Source organism: Halomonas sp. KAO, assembly GCF_015595025.1.
In the GTDB taxonomy this organism is placed as follows: domain Bacteria; phylum Pseudomonadota; class Gammaproteobacteria; order Pseudomonadales; family Halomonadaceae; genus Halomonas.
The window spans coordinates 404,988-421,295 of the sequence record NZ_JADNRL010000026.1 but is presented as its reverse complement, the minus strand read 5'-3'; the positions used below and the strand labels follow the sequence as shown (position 1 = coordinate 421,295).

Below are 16,308 nucleotides of genomic sequence, written 5' to 3'. Positions count from 1 at the left end.
TCCCTGATTTCTATTCTTTTTTGGAATATTAAAGGAGCCGGTATGAGCAAGTTTGCCCTCGAAGAGGTTCTCAGCGTCCATCACTGGAACGATACCCTGTTCAGCTTTCGCACCACTCGCGAGCGCAGCCTGCGTTTCAAGAATGGTCAGTTCGTGATGATCGGGCTGGAAGTGAGCGGCAAACCCCTCATGCGCGCCTACTCCATCGCCAGCCCCAACTACGAGGATCACCTGGAGTTCTTCAGCATCAAGGTGCCTGATGGCCCCCTGACCTCGCGACTCCAGCACCTCGCCGTGGGTGACCAGATCATGGTAAGCCGCAAGCCCACCGGCACCCTGGTCACCGATGACCTGCTGCCCGGGCGCAACCTCTACCTACTCTCTACCGGCACCGGCCTGGCTCCGTTCATGAGCCTGATCCAGGACCCCGAGGTCTACGAACGCTTCGAGAAGGTGGTGCTTGTGCATGGCGTGCGCAACGTCAGCGAGCTGGCCTATGCCGACTTTATCCAGCAGGAGCTGCCGGCTCATGAATACCTGGGCGAGGAGATCAGCGAAAAGCTTGTCTACTATCCGACGGTGACCCGTGAAACCTTCCATACCATGGGCCGGCTGACCGACCATATCCGCAGTGGCAAGCTCGCCGAGGACACCGGACTGCCGGCACTGGATCCCAAGCAGGATCGCGCCATGATCTGCGGCAGCCCCTCGATGCTGGACAGCACCAGCGAAATGCTCGACGAGCTGGGCTTCAAGATCTCGCCGCGCATGGGGGAACCCGGCGACTACGTGATCGAGCGGGCGTTTGTCGAAAAATGACCCGGTTCGCCGGGAGCCATAAGCTCCAAGCCGTAAACCTTACGCTTAAGCTATAAGAGAACCCCATCTGGCAGGCGCCAGATGGGGTTCTTTATATCTGCCCCAAGGTCAACATCATGTTTACGGCTTACGGCTTACGGCTTACGGCTTACGGCTTACGGCTTACGGCTTACGGCTCAGACGGCATCCTTGCCGGTTTCGCCGGTGCGGATTCGGATCACCTGCTCCAGCGGTGTCACGAAGATCTTGCCGTCACCGATCTTGCCGGTATTCGCGACGCTGGTGATGGCGTCGATCACCTTCTCGGCCATCTCGTCATCCACGGCGACCTCGAGCTTGACCTTGGGCAGGAAGTCCACCACGTACTCGGCGCCACGGTAGAGCTCGGTGTGCCCCTTCTGACGGCCGAAGCCCTTCACCTCGGTGACGGTGATGCCCTGCACGCCGATCTCCGAGAGGGATTCCCTGACGTCGTCGAGCTTGAAGGGTTTGATGATGGCGGTCACCAGTTTCATGGTTGGTTCCTCGTCGGTTCCTGGGCGGACGTGCCGCCGTCGATAGGCGGGTTGCTTCTAGGATACACGCCGTCGGCAGGGAAGAAAAAAAGCCCCCTTTCGGGGGCAGGTGGAGCACGCCTGCTCACTGACGTGCATGGCTTCACTGCTTGGCCACGCTGAACTCCGGGTAGGCCTCCATGCCGCATTCGGCCAGGTCGACACCCGCATACTCCTCCTCCTCGCTGACCCGGATGCCGATCAGCGCCTTGAGGAGGCTCCAGACCCCCAGGCTGGCCAGGAAGACCCAGGCGAAGATCCCCACGATGCCGAGCAGCTGTGCGCCGAGGCTGGCCTCGCCATTGCTGAGCGGAACCGCCAGCAGGCCCCAGATGCCGACCACCCCGTGCACCGAGATGGCACCGACCGGGTCATCGATCCTCAGCTTGTCGAGGGCCACGATGGCGGCGATCACGATGGCCCCACCCACGGCGCCGATCAGGGCGGCGCCCGGTGCGGAGGGAGCCAGCGGTTCGGCGGTGATGGCCACCAGGCCCGCCAGGGCACCATTGAGGGTCATGGTCAGGTCGGCCTTGCGGAACCATAGCTTGGCCACGATCAGGGCAGCGATGACCCCGCCGGCGGCGGCGGCGTTGGTGTTGACCAGTACCTGGGCGACGTTGTTGGCGGAGGCCACGTCGGAGATCTTCAGCTCCGAGCCACCGTTGAAGCCGAACCAGCCCATCCACAGGATGAAGGTGCCCAGGGTAGCCAGCGGCAGGTTGGCGCCGGGGATGGCGTAGACGCTGCCGTCCCTGCCGTACTTGCCCCTGCGCGGGCCGAGCACCAGTACACCGGCCAGGGCCGCCGCCGCACCGGCCATATGCACGATGCCGGAGCCGGCGTAGTCGGAGAAGCCGGCGGGGGAGAGCCAGCCACCGCCCCAGGTCCAGTAGCCCGAGACCGGATAGATCAGGCCGGTCATCACCACGGCGAAGGCCAGGAAGGCCCACAGCTTCATGCGCTCGGCCACGGCGCCGGAGACGATCGACATGGCGGTGGCCACGAACACCACCTGGAAGAAGTAGTCGGCGCGCATGGCGTAGTAGGGGGCGTCATCGCCGCCGGCCAGCACGGCATCCATGCCGTTCTCACTGCCCAGCAGCCCACCGAGGCTGGGAAGAATGCCGCCATCGGGGCTTGCGTACATGATGTGGTAGCCCACCAGCAGGTACAGGGTGCAGGCGATGGCAAACAGGGCGATGTTCTTGGTAAGGATCTCGGCGGTGTTCTTGGCGCGCACAAGACCCGCCTCGAGCATGGCGAAACCGGCGGCCATCCACATCACCAGCACGCCGCAGATCAGGAAGTAGAAGGTATCGAGCGCATAGCTCAGTTCGACCAGGTCACTCATGGGGTTTTCTCCAGACAGTTAAGCCGCAGGCGCCTCCCGGCAGATAAGTGGCAGGCGACTCCAGGTGGGTCGCGGCGATCAGACCGCATCGGCGCCGCGTTCGCCGGTGCGAATACGGATCACCTCCTCGAGGGGCGTGACGAACACCTTGCCGTCGCCGATCTTGCCGCTGCCGGCGGCGCTACAGATGGCGTCGAGCACGTCCTCCAGACGCTCGTCTTCCACGGCGATCTCGAGCTTCACCTTGGGCAGGAAGTCGACGACATATTCGGCGCCGCGATAGAGCTCGGTATGGCCCTTCTGGCGCCCGAAGCCCTTGACCTCGGTAACGGTAATGCCCTGCACGCCGTTGTCGGCGAGGGCTTCGCGGACGTCGTCCAGCTTGAAGGGCTTGATGATCGCGCTGATCAGCTTCATGACCTGTCTCCTCGTTGGCGATGAGAGGCGACCCGATGGGGCGGCTGACCAGCACCATGCGCACGGCATGCCAGCGAGCAGGAAGTCCATCCAATATCAGCATGTTGCGTGACCGCTCTCGGCCGCGAGCGGTACCTTGTCAGTGCCTCTGACTGACCCATGCCCCGTGATGGTGCCGAGGCTCATGCCGTATGCCCTGCTAGAGGGCATGCGTCCCGGAGACGCCACGCGTATCCTGTAGGCCATCATTCCCAATCAGGAGAATCGCCATGGTGACCCACGACAGAATCGGCCGGCTGGCCCAGCAGATCGGCGAGCGTCTGCAGGGAGCCTCACAGGCGCCCGAAGAGGTGCAGAAAGGTGTCCAGCAGGTGGTGAGGGGCGCCTTCGATCGTCTGGAGCTGGTCTCACGCGAGGACTTCGACATCCTGATGGACGTGCTGCAGCGCACCCGAGCCAGGGTCGAGTCGCTGGAGCAGCAGGTGGCGGCTCTGGAGGCCCTGGTGGAGGCCCAGGCCGGCGATGGCGCCGTCTCCAGTGATGCCGGCTCCGCCGACAAGCCCCAGACCTCCGCTACGGACAAGGCGTCGCCCCCTCCGGAAGAAGGCGCCGGCGAAGCGGGACGCTGAGACGCGCGCTCCCTCGCTGGCTGGACTAGCCTGAAGGCAGTCCATTCGCGAGGGAGCGCCCATGACGCTGGCGATCGTGCACACCCGGGCCGGCCTCGGCCTGGAGGCACCCGAGGTGCAGGTGGAGGTGCACCTCTCCAACGGCCTGCCCGGCATGACGCTGGTCGGCCTGCCGGAGACGGCGGTGAAGGAGAGTCGGGAGCGGGTGCGCAGCGCCCTGGTCAATGCCGGCTTCGAATATCCGTTGCGGCGGATCACCCTCAACCTGGCTCCCGCCGACCTGCCCAAGGAGGGTGGTCGCTTCGATCTGCCCATCGCCCTGGGGCTGCTGCTCGCGTCGGGTCAGCTGCCTCCCGACTGTCTGGAGAACACCGAGAGCGTCGGCGAGCTGGCGTTGGACGGCGCAATCCGCCGTGTGGAGGGGGTGCTGCCGCTGGCCCTGGCGGCTCGCCGCGCGGGGCGGCGGCTGATCGTGCCGCGATCCAATGCCGATGAGGCGGCGTTGGCCGGTGAGTTCGAGGTACTGCCCGCCGATCATCTGCTCGAGGTGGTGGCCCATCTGCTGGGCCAGACTCCGATCACCCCCCATCGCCTGACGCGCCCGCCCCAGGCGACTCGGCCGCTGCCCGACCTGGCCGAGGTGCGCGGACAGTTCCAGGCCCGCCGAGCCCTGGAGGTGGCCGCCGCCGGCGGCCACAACCTGCTTTTCGCCGGGCCGCCCGGCACCGGCAAGACCATGCTGGCCAGTCGCCTGCCGGGCATCCTGCCGCCGTTGACCGACGAGGAGGCGCTGGAGGTGGCGGCGGTGCGCTCGGTCAGCGGGCTGCCGCTGCGTGCCGAGTGGGGCCGGCGGCCCTTCCGCTCGCCGCATCATACCGCCAGTGCCGTGGCGCTGGTGGGCGGTGGTGCGAAACCTCGCCCCGGCGAGATCTCCCTGGCCCATCACGGCGTGCTGTTCCTCGATGAGCTGCCGGAGTTTCCGCGTCATGTGCTGGAGGTGATGCGCGAACCCATGGAGTCGGGGCGCATCCATATCGCCCGTGCCAGCCACGAACGCCGCTATCCGGCGCGCTTCCAGCTGGTGGCGGCGATGAACCCCTGCCCCTGTGGCCATCTGGGCGATCCGCGCCAGGCCTGCCACTGCACGGCGGCCCAGATCCAGCGCTACCAGTCGCGCCTCTCGGGTCCACTGCTCGACCGCATCGACCTGCAGGTGGAGGTGCCGGCACTGCCGCCGGAGCAGTTGACCGCCAACCAGGCCGGCGAGGACTCCGCGACGGTACGCCGGCGGGTGCTGGCCGCGCGCGAACGTCAGCTGGCGCGGGGTGCGCTCAATGCGCATCTGGCCGGGCGTGAACTGGAGGCGGCCTGCGGCCTCTCGGCGGCCGATCGCGCCTGGCTGGCCGAGGTGCTGGAACGGCTACGCCTCTCGGCCCGGGCCTACCATCGTGTGTTGCGGGTGGCCCTGACCCTGGCCGACCTGGCGGGGGCGCCAGCGCCGGAGCGCGAGCAGCTGATCGAGGCGGTGGGGTATCGCCAGCTCGACCGATTGCTGAAGGGGTGAGCTCATGGTCATCGCAACCGGTATCGCTCAAGGCTTTTTCCGGCGACAGGCCTGAAAGGGGGCGCTGTGAATACGTCCCTGTACGCTACCTCGGCCACCCCTGGTCCTCGGACCCCCTTTACGGCCTATCCCCGGAGGTTTTCGCTATCGTTATAGCGCCGTGGCGTCCAGGGCACCCTGAAGGCTGGCTTGCCAGCGAGCCGCTTCCTCGCCGGGGCGGCGCAGTGTCAGCTTCAGGCGGTAGGGCAGAAGCTCACGGTCGGAGAGGGCGAGGCGTGGGCCGTCCGCCTCGAGGTGGCTCTCCAGCTGCCACTGGTTATCGCCGCCCTCGCCCAGGCCGCCGCCCCAGTCGAGCACCTGGGGACCATCGCTGACCGCCAGCAGCGCGCGAACCAGGCTCTCCTGAAAGCGCTCGTCCGCGATGCCGAGGCTGGCGTCGACCTCGGAGGGGGAGAGCAGCAGCACCTGGTCGCTCGGAGGGCGGGGGAGTTCCGGCGCGGCCATTACCCGCGCCGCGGCGCGCTCGCCAAGGTTGAACAGCGCCTGACGTATGCCGCTGTCGGGGCTCTCCGGGGCGCCGGCGCAGCCGGTGAGCAGTGCCAGCAGTGCCAGCAGGGTCAGGCGTGAGGAGGTGTTCATGGTGGTGCGTTCTCCGCTGCGGGGCTGGGGGCCAGGGCGTCGATGAAACGATCCAGGTTGTCGAAGAGCGCCTGGCGGATGGGCTCCGCCTCGTTGACCAGGTGGTGGCGTGCCTCGGGATGTAGATGGACCTCGGCATTGGGGAATTTCTCCTTGAGCACCCCCAGGTTCCATACCCAGTCCACGGTCAGGTCCTGCTCTCCTTGCAGGATCAGGGTCGGCACCGGGGTGGGGGGCAGTGCCAGCAGGCGAGGCATCCAGCGGCGCATGGCGCTGACCCAGTCCACCGCCAGGCGATCGGCCTGCAGCGGATCCTGCTCGCGAAGGAAGGTCGCGAATTCGGCATCGGTGGAGTTGTCGCGGAACTTGCGCGGGATGGAGCGCACGAAGGGTCCCACCAGCAGGTGAAGCCAGCTCGACTGCCGCCAGCCCCAGGGCCGCACCAGGGGGGCCAGCAGGGCCAGACCGGCCCAGTGGCTGTCCGTGCCGCGGGTCAGGGCGTCGGTGGCGAGTATTGCCGCCCCGGTGCTCTGGCCGATGCCCAGCCAGGGGTGGGGCGCCAGCCCTTCACGCCGCAGATGGTCCTGGAGGGCGCGCAGGCAGGCGCCATAGTCGTCGAAGTCCTCGATGGAGGCGCGCCGGCCACTGGAGAGTCCGTGGCCGGGCAGATCCCACAGCACCACCCGCCAGCCTCGATCGAGCAGTCTCTCCAGAAGGTGACGATAGAGTCCCAGGTGGTCGAAGTAGCCGTGAACCACGAAGACCGTGCCGATGGGCTCGGCGGGGCTCCATAGCGAGGCCCACAGGCGGAAGTCACCGGCGTCCAGGAAGCCGAGGTGCAGCCCCACGTGTCTGGCGAGCAGCGGTGCCAGACCGTAGTGGCCCAGATAACGCTCCAGGTGATCGCCACCAGGCAGCTCGGCCGAGGGGTCGACCTTGCGGAATGGGCCTAGCGCCTGCAGGGGGGTAAAGTCACTCATCTGATTCTCCACGGTGTTCCACCATGCTAGCGCCAAGCGCGAGGTGTCACCATGCGTGCCGGATGGGTTGGTCCTGCGGCATTATCTTTTGGTCGAGTCTCGCCGGTGAGGAAGCCCTCTTCGCTTTACACGTGGAAGTGTTTTCCACAAACTGGTAGCTACGCAGTCACCCAACCCTGTTGATGGCAGCGCGGTGTGCACCCGCCGTCTGCCCCGTGTGAGGAGATTCATCATGACCCAGCGTGTCACACGCCACCGTCTCCAGGTGGCCGCCGAACTGGACCGCTTTATCAACGAGCAGGCGCTTCCGGGCACCGGCGTCGATGCCGAGGCCTTCTGGGCCGGCGTCGACACCCTCTTTCATGATCTGACCCCGAAGAACCGTGAACTGCTCGCCGAGCGCGACCGTCTTCAGGAGAAACTGGACGCCTGGCACCGCGAGAACCCGGGCCCGGTGCGTGATATGGCCGCCTATCGCGGCTTCCTCGAGGAGATCGGCTACCTGGTGGCATCGCCGGCTCAGGTTGAGGTGAGCACTGCCAACGTCGACCGCGAAGTTGCCGTTCAGGCAGGCCCGCAGCTGGTGGTGCCGGTCGACAATCCGCGTTACGCGCTGAACGCCGCCAACGCCCGCTGGGGCAGCCTCTACGATGCCCTCTATGGCACCGACGTCATCTCCGAGGAGGAGGGTGCCGAGAAGGGAAGCAGCTTCAACCCCAAGCGCGGCGAGAAGGTCATCGCCTACGCCCGTGGCGTGCTCGACCGTGCCGCACCGCTGGCGACCGGCTCCCATCGCGACGCCACCAAGTATGCCCTGCGTGATGGCCATCTGGTGGTCACCCTGGAGGGAGGTCGCGAGACCGGGCTCAAGGACGCCGGCAAGCTGGTGGGCTTCAACGGCCCGGCGGAGAGCCCCGAGGCGATCCTGCTGAGCAATCACGGCCTGCATCTGGAGATCCAGATCGACCCGACCCACCCGATCGGCAAGACCGACCCGGCCGGCGTCAAGGACGTGATGGTCGAGGCTGCCCTGACCGCGATCATGGACTGTGAAGACTCCGTGGCGGCCGTGGATGCCGAGGACAAGGTCAGCGTCTACTCCAGCTGGCTGGGCCTGATGAAGGGCGATCTGCAGCAGGAGATGGAGAAGGGCGGCAAGACCTTTACCCGTCGCCTCAATGCCGACCGCACCTGGCAAATCACCGACGGTGACAGCATCACCCTGCCGGGTCGCTCGCTGATGTTCGTGCGCAACGTCGGCCATCTGATGACGACCCCCGCGGTACTCGACGCCGAGGGCAACGAGCTGCCCGAAGGCATCCTCGATGGCATCGTCACCAGCCTGGCGGCCCTGCACGATCTCAAGAAGGGCGAGGGCGACCTGCGCAACTCGCGTGAGGGCTCGGTCTATATCGTCAAGCCCAAGATGCATGGCCCCAGGGAAGTGGCGTTCTCCAACGAGCTGTTCGGCCGTATCGAGGACCTGCTGGGCATGGAGCGCGATACCCTCAAGATGGGCATCATGGACGAGGAGCGCCGCACATCGGTCAACCTCAAGGCCTGTATTGCCGAGGCGTCTTCTCGCGTCGTGTTCATCAATACCGGCTTCCTCGACCGCACCGGCGACGAGATGCACACCGCCATGGAAGCGGGCCCGATGATCCGCAAGGGTGACATGAAGGGCGCCGCCTGGATCCAGGCCTACGAGAAGAACAACGTTCAGGTGGGTCTGGCCTGTGGCCTGCGTGGCCGTGCCCAGATCGGCAAGGGCATGTGGGCAATGCCTGACCTGATGGCCGCCATGCTCGAGCAGAAGATCGGTCACCCCAAGGCGGGTGCCAACACCGCCTGGGTACCGTCGCCCACCGCTGCGGCACTGCACGCCCTGCACTACCACCAGGTGGAAGTCAGCGCGATTCAGCGCGAGATGGAAGCGCAGGGCGAGGCCGACTGTCTCGATGACCTGCTCACCGTGCCGGTCGCCGAGAACACCGACTGGAGCGATGAGGAGCTGCAGCAGGAGCTCGACAACAACTGCCAGGGCATCCTCGGTTACGTGGTGCGCTGGGTCGAGCACGGTGTGGGCTGCTCCAAGGTGCCGGACATCCACGATGTGGGCCTGATGGAGGACCGTGCCACGCTGCGCATCTCCAGCCAGCACATCGCCAACTGGCTGCACCATGGTGTGGTCGACGCCGCCCGCGTCGAGGAGACCCTCAAGCGCATGGCCAAGGTGGTCGACGAGCAGAATGCCGGTGACCCGGACTACACGCCGATGAGCGCGGACTTCGAGGGCTCCAGCGCCTTCCAGGCCGCCAGCGATCTGGTCTTCAAGGGCCGCGTGCAGCCCTCCGGCTACACCGAGCCGCTGCTGCACCACTGGCGCGCCGTGCACAAGGCGAAGTAAGGCAGCAACGAAAGGCGTCGGGGAGCGCCCCCGCGGTCATCATGCCGCGGGGGCGCTTGCGTTGATGAGGGTAGGGGGTGGCACTGTCGGTGTCGCGGCCGGTCGGCTAAGGTGGTGCCTGATGCACTCACCATCGTCACTCGCTACCGCAGGGAGGCCCACCATGCCCGTGATGACCGCCGCCGCCATCGAGGACTTCCTCGACGAGGTATTTCCCCAGCGAATCGGCACCATCGAGGCCGTCGATCATATGAAGGCCACCATGAGCCTGGCCATCGACGACGAGCATCTGCGTCCCGGTGCCAGCGTCTCCGGCCCTACCCTGATGGGCCTGGCCGACGTCTGCCTCTATGTGGCGATCCTCGCCGAGATCGGCCCCGAGCCCATGGCGGTGACCAGCGATCTGCATTGCCGTTTCCTGCGCCGCCCACGGGGCGATCGCGATATCATCGCCACCGCCCGTCTGCTCAAGCTGGGTCGTCGCCTGGCGGTGGGCGAGGTTCAGCTCTTCTCCGCCGGCCAGGAGGAGCCGGTGGCCCTGGTCACCGCCACCTATGCCCTGCCGGATCGTGACTGACGGGTCTCAGCCACGGGGCGGTGCGCGCAGAATCGCGCTCGCCAATGCCAGCCAGCCACCAATCATCAGGGTGCCCCCGATCGGCGTGACTACCCCCAGCCGTGTCACACCGCTGAGTGCCATGGCGTAGAGGGAGCCGGAGAAGAGCGCGATGCCGGCCGTCCATAGCCCCATGGCCAGCCGTTGTCCGGGCAGTCGAACGCTGCTGCGCCAGGCAAGCACCGCCATCAGTGCCAGGGTGTGCCACGCCTGGTAGCGCACCCCGGTCTCGAAGGCCGCCGCCAGCCGTGGGGTCAGCTGCCCCTCCAGGGCGTGGGCGGCGAAGGCGCCGGCGATCACCACCAGGGCGCCGGAGAGCGCCGCGACCAGCCACCATCTCCTGTCCTGCATTCTGATGCTCCTTAGCCTTGCCTGATCGGTTCGGTTGTGTTGGTCGTCGAGAGGCGCCGGGGACAGGTAGAAGAGGGGGTCCGAGGACCAGGGATGGCCGAGGTAGCGTACAGGGAGGTATTCATAGCGCTCCCTCGTAGGCCTGTCGCCGTATCAGCCTCGCGAGTTCGCCGACTTTGACTACCTACCGTACCCTGCGGCGGCCTTAGCCGCTACAATACGCGCCCCCGATCTATCCAAGCCCAGAAGATTCCGTTCAGAGAGCAGCCCCGCGCCATGACCGATCCCCACCATGATGACAAGACGACCGGCCCGGAGGGAGCGGATGCCCCGCTGCATCGCCGCGGCATCAAGAGCTACGTCCTGCGCGCCGGGCGCATGACCCAGGCCCAGACCCGCGGGCTCGAGGAAGTATGGCCGCGACTCGGACTGACCCTGGCCGACGGTCGCCAGGACCTCGATGCCCTGTTCGGCCGCGAAGCCCCTCGCGTGGTGGAGATCGGCTTCGGCATGGGGGCCTCGCTGGTGGAGCAGGCCGAGACTCACCCCGATACCGACTTCATCGGTATCGAGGTGCATGCGCCGGGTGTCGGCAAGCTGCTCGACGAGGTCGACAAGCGTGGCCTCACCAACCTGCGTGTCTACCGTGAGGATGCCCTGGCGGTGCTGGAACAGTGCCTTCCCGAGGCGAGCCTGGATACCGTGCAGCTGTTCTTCCCGGATCCCTGGCCCAAGAAGAAGCACCACAAGCGGCGCATCGTTCAACCCGCCTTCGTCGAGCTGGTGCGTACGCGGCTGAAGGCCGGTGGTACCTTCCACCTCGCCACCGACTGGGAAGCCTATGCCGAGTGGATGGCCGAGGTGATGGATGCCGCCGATGGCTTCGCCAATACCGCCGACGCCGAGACCTCTCCCTATGTGCCACGTCCGGCGTTTCGACCGCTGACCAAGTTCGAGGCCCGCGGCGAGAAACTGGGCCACGGGGTCTGGGATCTTATCTATCGTCGAGTCGGGTGAACCTGACGCTGTTTCTTGGGGCCAGGCTGTCAAATGAAAATGGGTCATGATGCACCTCATGTTTCACCAGATATGGGGCTTGCTGACCGGATATGGACTATATATGGTAGTCGGGCCGCGGGTGAGCATGAGGCCTGCCACCGACATGATGCATGTCAGTGCAGCCCCGGGAGTAGCGGCCTAGGATGAACGGTTCGGCGGCCTGGGAGCCTGTCGGATTCGACCGATCACAACGAGAGATTTTTGGATTTCGGAGTAGATCGGCGTTAAGTCCGGCAGGTTTCTGGCCACATGGTTACCCTTCAGGAGAGCTGTCATGTCCCTGCCGTTGTTGCCTTTACCGTTACATGCCCTGCCGCATCCTCCCGCACCCGCCCAACTGATTCGCGCCATCGATCCGCGCGTGCCGGTCGGTATCAAGCGCCGCCTGGTGGAGCCGCTGCTCAATCGCACCTTCGCCGAGCCTCTGGCCGAGGGGGAGTTCGACGCCCTGGAGGGGCGCAGTATCACCCTGGCCATCGAGGACATCGGCATGTCGTTGACGCTCACCCAGGAGAGCGAGCGTCTGCTGGTGTGCCATGAGCCCGGCGAGGCCACCATTCGCGGTGGCTGGCGAGAATTCCTCTGCCTGGCGACCCGGCGAGAGGATCCCGACGCGCTGTTCTTCCAGCGCCGGCTGCTGATCGAGGGCGACACCGAACTGGGCCTGATGGTCAAGAACCTGCTCGACGGACGCGAGGAGGGCTTGGCCCAGGGGCCCTTCGGCGAGTTGCTGGTCCGCCTGGAGCGACTGGCAAGACGCACGAGCTGACATTTTTCGATTAACGTATTTCTTCCGGAGCCATCCGAATGAGCACTTCCACCAAGGCAGTGAAGTCATCCAACGAGGTGCCCCTGCAGGGGCCGTCCCGTGATATCTGGGACTCCAAGTATCGCCTCAAGGACCGTCACGGCAAGCCCGTGGACCAGGACGTGGCCGCCACCTGGGACCGCGTGGCCCGGGCACTCGCCGCGGTGGAAGGCAAACAGGCCGATGCCTGGCTGGCGAAGTTTCGCTGGGCGCTGGAGAATGGCGCCATTCCTGCCGGCCGCATCATGTCCAACGCCGGTGCCGAGGCCTACAAGCCGGCGGTAAGCCTGATCAACTGCACGGTATCGCGTACCATCCGCGACTCCATGCACGATATCCTCGGCTCGGTGGTGGATGCCGGCATGACCCTCAAGGCGGGCTGCGGCATCGGCTATGACTTCTCTACCCTGCGTCACAAGGGGGCCTTCGTGTTCGGCGCCGGGGCGGGCACCAACGGTCCCCTGGCGTTCATGGATATCTACGACAAGATGTGCTTCACGGTGGCCTCCGCCGGCGGTCGCCGCGGCGCCCAGATGGGCACCTTCGATGTCGGCCATCCCGATGTGCGCCAGTTCATCGAGGCCAAGCGCGAGGCGGGCCGCCTGCGTCAGTTCAACCTCAGCCTGCTGATCACCGATGAGTTCATGGAGGCGGTGAAGAACGACAGCGACTGGCCGCTGGCCTTCCCTCTGCATGCCGGCGAGAAGGATGACGTCGACGAGAGCGAGCTGATCTACCGGGACTGGCCGGTGGTGGAGGAGGGCTATACCGTCGATGCCGAGGGGCGTGTGGCCTGCCGTATCGTCGAGGTGATCAAGGCCCGCGAGCTGTGGGACACCATCATGAGCTCCACCTACGACTACGCCGAGCCGGGCTTCATCCTGATCGACCAGGTCAATCGCATGAACAACAACTGGTTCTGCGAGGAGATCCGTGCCACCAACCCCTGCGGCGAGCAGCCGCTGCCGCCGGAGGGTGCCTGCCTGCTGGGCTCGGTCAACCTGACCCGCTTCGTCATCGACCCCTTCGGCAAGAAGCCGCGCTTCGACTGGGCGCGCTACCGTGAGGTGGTGGCGATCTTTACCCGCATGCTGGACAACGTGGTGGAGATCAGCGGGCTGCCGCTCGAGGGGCAGCGCCGCGAGATCGAGGCCAAGCGTCGTCACGGCATGGGCTTTCTGGGCCTGGGCTCCACCCTGACCATGCTCAAGATCCCCTATGGTTCACCGGAGTCGCTCGCGTTCACCGAAGAGGTGAGCCGCAACCTGGCCATCGAGGGCTGGAAGCAGGCGCTCGAGCTCTCCCGCGAGAAGGGCATGGCACCCGCGCTCGCCGAGGATTACGAGATCACGCCGAAGATGCTGCGTGAGCGCCCCGAGCTCAAGAAGGACGGCTACGAGGTCGGCGACAAGGTCCCCGGTCGCATCCTGCATGCGCGCTACAGCCGCTACATGCAGAAGGTCGCCGAAGTGGAGCCGGAGCTGGTCGGTCAGCTGGCCGAGCACGGTGCACGTTTCACCCACCACAGCTCCATCGCACCGACCGGCACCATCTCGCTGTCGCTGGGCAACAATGCCTCCAACGGCATCGAGCCGTCGTTCTCGCATCGTTACTTCCGTAACGTCATCCAGGCGGGCAAGAAGACCAAGGAGCAGGTCGAGGTTGTTTCCTTCGAGCTGGCGGCCTATCGTCACTTCATCGCCGCCGATGCCGTGGAGAGTGACCTGCCGGACTACTTCATCACCGCCGATGCCGTCTCGCCGAAGCAGCACGTCGCGGTGCAGGCCGCCGCCCAGACGTGGGTCGACTCGGCGATCTCCAAGACGGTGAACGTGCCCACCGAGTTCCCCTTCGAGGAGTTCAAGGATCTCTACCTCGACGCCTACGCCAGCAAGCTGAAGGGCTGTACCACCTTCCGCTTCAACCCGGAGGCCTTCCAGGGGGTGCTGGTGCGCGAGGACGACCTCAAGAACACCACCTACGTGTTCGAGCTGGAGAACGGCGAGAGCGTCGAGCTGGCGGGTGACGAGAAGGTCATCTATGACGGTGAGGAGCACAATGCGGCCAACCTCTATGACGCACTGAAGGAAGGCACCTATGGCAAGTGGTAAGCCGAGCCTTTCAGCTGCCGCGTGCCAACTGACAATTTATCGGAGGAGCCCCTGATGGCCGTCGAGATCAATTCCAAGATCGTTTCCTACAGCGTCAAGAAGGCGGTGGAAGAGCCGCCGCTGGCCGAGGAGAACCCGCTCACGGTCCGCATTCCCTCGCGTCCCGAGGGGACCCTGGAGGCCGTGTCGGAGAAGATCTCCTATGTCGGCGCGGAAGGCCGCAAGAAGGTCTACCTGCTGGTGTCGTTCATGCCCGTCGAGGGCGTGCTCAACGGCAAGCGTGTGGTGATCGAGCGTCCGGTGGAGTTCTTCTTCCCCTCCGGCCAGCTCTCCAGCGAGCACCAGTGGATCACCGCTACCATGCGTAGCCTCTCGCTGGCGGCCCGTGGCGGTTATGTCACCCAGGCGGTGGCCGACCTGCGCAAGGTGGCCTGGGACAAGGGCCTGGTGCGCTGCGGCATGAACCGCTGGGGCAAGCCGATGTTCCATGACTCCGAGGTCGCAGCCATCGCCTGGTCGATCCAGCAGATCCTCTATCGGCGTGGTTTCCTCGACCAGGACGGCAATCAGGTTCCGGTGGAGGAGCTGGTGACGCGCTACGCCCAGCGTCAGGCCAGTGGCCACCTCTGGGTGCCGCCTACCGCGGAGGAGATCGAGCAGGCCGAACGCAAGACCCAGGAGGCCGCCAAGACCCAGGAGGCCGACAAGGCCAAGGGCGATGGTCCCACCGTGGTCGGCCACTGCCCCGAGTGCAACGGCGAGCTGGTCATGATGGACGGCTGCCCCACCTGCTACTCCGGCTGCGGCTGGTCCAAGTGCGGATAACAGCAGTGCGAGGCTAACCGCCAGCCTCGCACCCTCCACCACCCCGGGTCACGAGAGTGACCCGGGGTGGTGCGTTTGGGGGCGTCAGCCGCGTAGCTCGACCCACCCGAAATGACGGCGCAGCCGGTGTGCCAGGCTTTCCAGCGCCTCGGCGGCGGCTCGCCGTGCCGGCTCCATGCCGCTTGCCGTCTCGCAGTAGCCACACTGCAGGGGACACCCCAGCAGGTAGACCACCGCCGCCCGGCGCCTACCCGAGACCGGCGGCCCGGCTGTGATCCATGCCGGGGCGGGCGTGCCAGTAGCCGTCGCAGATCTCGGCGTCGACCAGGCTGAGCGGGTCGGGAGCAGGCAGTTCACCCCGGCGCGCTGCATCGAAGGCCATGACCACCTCTGCCATGCCCTCCGGGCGTGGGCTCAGGCGTGCCACGCCGACACCCATCTCGGCCATGCCCGATACCTCGTGGCGCAGGTCCTGGCAGGCTCCGGAGAGGGTCTGGATGCCGTTGAGGGTAAACACCTGATGGGACGCCTCTTGAGTGCGCAGTGCCAACCCCTCGGGGTGTTTCTGGCAGACGAACTGGCAGCGGTCCTTGGGCTTCTGGTAGCGCCGCGCCGTGAAGCAGCGCGACGACCAGGCCAGCGGCAGATGGCCATAGGCGAACACCTCACAGGGGGCGTCGAGGCCCTGCTGGCGGCAGTCGTCGAGCAGCCGGGCCAGGTCGTCCCGGGACATCTCCACCGGGGCCTGCCAGCGCCGCATGCCGGCGCGGGAGAGTACCGCCAGGGTCGCGGGGTTGTAGAGGTTGAGGGCGGCGCCGGCCACGAAGGGTCGATTTGCCGCCGACAGGCGCTGCAGCGCGCTCTGGTCATTGGCCTCGACCAGGAACTCGCCGTTGTCGCACAGCTTGCGTAGATCGCGCAGGTCGGCCTCGGACTCGATCAGGGTCTGGCTGGAGAGCACCACCTGCTTGCCGCTCTGGGCGAGTTCGCGGCCTATTCCCAGCCAGTCATCGAGCTTCATGTCGCGCCGCCGCGAGCAGACCGACTCACCGAGATGAACGATCTCCACCGGCCAGTCGGCGGCCTCGCGATAGAAGTCGCCATAGTGCTCGCGGGTCCAGTAGAAGAGCACCGGGCCGAGCGACAGCTGAAGCGTGGGGGTAGCGGGCATGGGA

At 66.1% G+C, this 16,308-nt stretch carries 17 protein-coding genes; 9 read left to right on the top strand and 8 right to left on the bottom strand.

Annotation, left to right across the window (positions count from 1 at the left end):
* Positions 1 to 42: 42 nt before the first annotated feature.
* Positions 43 to 819, top strand: coding sequence for a ferredoxin--NADP reductase (locus tag IOC61_RS15700; RefSeq protein WP_195689661.1), 777 nt, complete (start codon positions 43 to 45; stop codon positions 817 to 819).
* Positions 820 to 995: 176 nt separating this feature from the next.
* Here IOC61_RS15700 and glnK read toward each other — a convergent pair whose 3' ends face one another.
* From glnK to IOC61_RS15685, 3 genes are all read right to left on the bottom strand, one after another.
* On the bottom strand, positions 996 to 1,334 hold the full coding sequence (gene glnK, locus IOC61_RS15695; RefSeq protein ID WP_023004277.1) for a P-II family nitrogen regulator: 339 nt from the start codon (positions 1,332 to 1,334) through the stop codon (positions 996 to 998).
* A 142-nt stretch (positions 1,335 to 1,476) separates the two neighbouring features.
* The gene (locus IOC61_RS15690; protein WP_195689660.1) at positions 1,477 to 2,727 is read right to left on the bottom strand and encodes an ammonium transporter; all 1,251 of its coding nucleotides are present in this window, start codon (positions 2,725 to 2,727) and stop codon (positions 1,477 to 1,479) included.
* Between the two features lie 78 nt (positions 2,728 to 2,805).
* Entirely contained in the window at positions 2,806 to 3,144 is a 339-nt protein-coding gene (locus IOC61_RS15685; RefSeq protein ID WP_195689659.1) for a P-II family nitrogen regulator, read from the bottom strand.
* Between the two features lie 269 nt (positions 3,145 to 3,413).
* Between IOC61_RS15685 and IOC61_RS15680 the strand changes: the two genes are divergently transcribed.
* Together IOC61_RS15680 and IOC61_RS15675 are read left to right on the top strand one after the other, a co-directional pair.
* Positions 3,414 to 3,773, top strand: coding sequence for an accessory factor UbiK family protein (locus tag IOC61_RS15680; protein WP_195689658.1), 360 nt, complete (start codon positions 3,414 to 3,416; stop codon positions 3,771 to 3,773).
* A 61-nt stretch (positions 3,774 to 3,834) separates the two neighbouring features.
* Positions 3,835 to 5,337 (top strand): YifB family Mg chelatase-like AAA ATPase, encoded by a 1,503-nt coding sequence (locus tag IOC61_RS15675; RefSeq protein ID WP_195689657.1) that lies wholly within the window; start codon positions 3,835 to 3,837, stop codon positions 5,335 to 5,337.
* Positions 5,338 to 5,487: 150 nt separating this feature from the next.
* Here the strand turns inward: IOC61_RS15675 and IOC61_RS15670 are convergent, their stop codons facing one another.
* Together IOC61_RS15670 and IOC61_RS15665 are read right to left on the bottom strand one after the other, a co-directional pair.
* Entirely contained in the window at positions 5,488 to 5,976 is a 489-nt protein-coding gene (locus IOC61_RS15670) for a hypothetical protein (protein WP_195689656.1), read from the bottom strand.
* On the bottom strand, positions 5,973 to 6,956 hold the full coding sequence (locus IOC61_RS15665; RefSeq protein ID WP_195689655.1) for an alpha/beta hydrolase: 984 nt from the start codon (positions 6,954 to 6,956) through the stop codon (positions 5,973 to 5,975). Before IOC61_RS15665 ends, IOC61_RS15670 begins: the two co-directional genes overlap by 4 nt.
* Before the next feature lie 232 nt (positions 6,957 to 7,188).
* Between IOC61_RS15665 and IOC61_RS15660 the strand changes: the two genes are divergently transcribed.
* A complete protein-coding gene (locus IOC61_RS15660) occupies positions 7,189 to 9,363 on the top strand; it encodes a malate synthase G (RefSeq protein ID WP_195689654.1) in 2,175 nt (724 codons plus the stop codon).
* A 163-nt stretch (positions 9,364 to 9,526) separates the two neighbouring features.
* On the top strand, positions 9,527 to 9,940 hold the full coding sequence (locus tag IOC61_RS15655) for a PaaI family thioesterase (protein WP_132041771.1): 414 nt from the start codon (positions 9,527 to 9,529) through the stop codon (positions 9,938 to 9,940).
* Between the two features lie 6 nt (positions 9,941 to 9,946).
* Here the strand turns inward: IOC61_RS15655 and IOC61_RS15650 are convergent, their stop codons facing one another.
* Complete coding sequence (locus IOC61_RS15650; protein ID WP_195689653.1) at positions 9,947 to 10,330, bottom strand: DUF423 domain-containing protein; 384 nt, start codon at positions 10,328 to 10,330, stop codon at positions 9,947 to 9,949.
* A 276-nt stretch (positions 10,331 to 10,606) separates the two neighbouring features.
* Here IOC61_RS15650 and trmB point away from each other — a divergent pair, with 276 nt between their 5' ends.
* From trmB to IOC61_RS15630, 4 genes are all read left to right on the top strand, one after another.
* Complete coding sequence (trmB, locus tag IOC61_RS15645; protein ID WP_195689652.1) at positions 10,607 to 11,347, top strand: tRNA (guanosine(46)-N7)-methyltransferase TrmB; 741 nt, start codon at positions 10,607 to 10,609, stop codon at positions 11,345 to 11,347.
* Between the two features lie 316 nt (positions 11,348 to 11,663).
* A complete protein-coding gene (ubiT, locus tag IOC61_RS15640; protein ID WP_195689651.1) occupies positions 11,664 to 12,158 on the top strand; it encodes a ubiquinone anaerobic biosynthesis accessory factor UbiT in 495 nt (164 codons plus the stop codon).
* 38 nt (positions 12,159 to 12,196) lie between these two features.
* On the top strand, positions 12,197 to 14,308 hold the full coding sequence (locus IOC61_RS15635) for an adenosylcobalamin-dependent ribonucleoside-diphosphate reductase (protein WP_195689650.1): 2,112 nt from the start codon (positions 12,197 to 12,199) through the stop codon (positions 14,306 to 14,308).
* 54 nt (positions 14,309 to 14,362) lie between these two features.
* Positions 14,363 to 15,133, top strand: a complete 771-nt coding sequence (locus IOC61_RS15630; RefSeq protein WP_195689649.1) for a ribonucleoside-diphosphate reductase — start codon at positions 14,363 to 14,365, stop codon at positions 15,131 to 15,133.
* Between the two features lie 84 nt (positions 15,134 to 15,217).
* Here IOC61_RS15630 and IOC61_RS15625 read toward each other — a convergent pair whose 3' ends face one another.
* Both IOC61_RS15625 and IOC61_RS15620 read right to left on the bottom strand, forming a co-directional pair.
* Positions 15,218 to 15,367 (bottom strand): hypothetical protein, encoded by a 150-nt coding sequence (locus IOC61_RS15625; RefSeq protein ID WP_195689648.1) that lies wholly within the window; start codon positions 15,365 to 15,367, stop codon positions 15,218 to 15,220.
* Positions 15,368 to 15,380: 13 nt separating this feature from the next.
* Positions 15,381 to 16,304 (bottom strand): U32 family peptidase, encoded by a 924-nt coding sequence (locus IOC61_RS15620; RefSeq protein ID WP_195689647.1) that lies wholly within the window; start codon positions 16,302 to 16,304, stop codon positions 15,381 to 15,383.
* Positions 16,305 to 16,308 lie beyond the last annotated feature (4 nt).

Coding starts and splice junctions, on each gene's coding strand:
- IOC61_RS15700 (WP_195689661.1), top strand. CDS start 43: ATGAGCAAGTTTGCCCTCGAAGAGGTTCTCAGCGTCCATCACTGGAAC.
- glnK (WP_023004277.1), bottom strand. CDS start 1,334: ATGAAACTGGTGACCGCCATCATCAAACCCTTCAAGCTCGACGACGTC.
- IOC61_RS15690 (WP_195689660.1), bottom strand. CDS start 2,727: ATGAGTGACCTGGTCGAACTGAGCTATGCGCTCGATACCTTCTACTTC.
- IOC61_RS15685 (WP_195689659.1), bottom strand. CDS start 3,144: ATGAAGCTGATCAGCGCGATCATCAAGCCCTTCAAGCTGGACGACGTC.
- IOC61_RS15680 (WP_195689658.1), top strand. CDS start 3,414: ATGGTGACCCACGACAGAATCGGCCGGCTGGCCCAGCAGATCGGCGAG.
- IOC61_RS15675 (WP_195689657.1), top strand. CDS start 3,835: ATGACGCTGGCGATCGTGCACACCCGGGCCGGCCTCGGCCTGGAGGCA.
- IOC61_RS15670 (WP_195689656.1), bottom strand. CDS start 5,976: ATGAACACCTCCTCACGCCTGACCCTGCTGGCACTGCTGGCACTGCTC.
- IOC61_RS15665 (WP_195689655.1), bottom strand. CDS start 6,956: ATGAGTGACTTTACCCCCCTGCAGGCGCTAGGCCCATTCCGCAAGGTC.
- IOC61_RS15660 (WP_195689654.1), top strand. CDS start 7,189: ATGACCCAGCGTGTCACACGCCACCGTCTCCAGGTGGCCGCCGAACTG.
- IOC61_RS15655 (WP_132041771.1), top strand. CDS start 9,527: ATGCCCGTGATGACCGCCGCCGCCATCGAGGACTTCCTCGACGAGGTA.
- IOC61_RS15650 (WP_195689653.1), bottom strand. CDS start 10,330: ATGCAGGACAGGAGATGGTGGCTGGTCGCGGCGCTCTCCGGCGCCCTG.
- trmB (WP_195689652.1), top strand. CDS start 10,607: ATGACCGATCCCCACCATGATGACAAGACGACCGGCCCGGAGGGAGCG.
- ubiT (WP_195689651.1), top strand. CDS start 11,664: ATGTCCCTGCCGTTGTTGCCTTTACCGTTACATGCCCTGCCGCATCCT.
- IOC61_RS15635 (WP_195689650.1), top strand. CDS start 12,197: ATGAGCACTTCCACCAAGGCAGTGAAGTCATCCAACGAGGTGCCCCTG.
- IOC61_RS15630 (WP_195689649.1), top strand. CDS start 14,363: ATGGCCGTCGAGATCAATTCCAAGATCGTTTCCTACAGCGTCAAGAAG.
- IOC61_RS15620 (WP_195689647.1), bottom strand. CDS start 16,304: ATGCCCGCTACCCCCACGCTTCAGCTGTCGCTCGGCCCGGTGCTCTTC.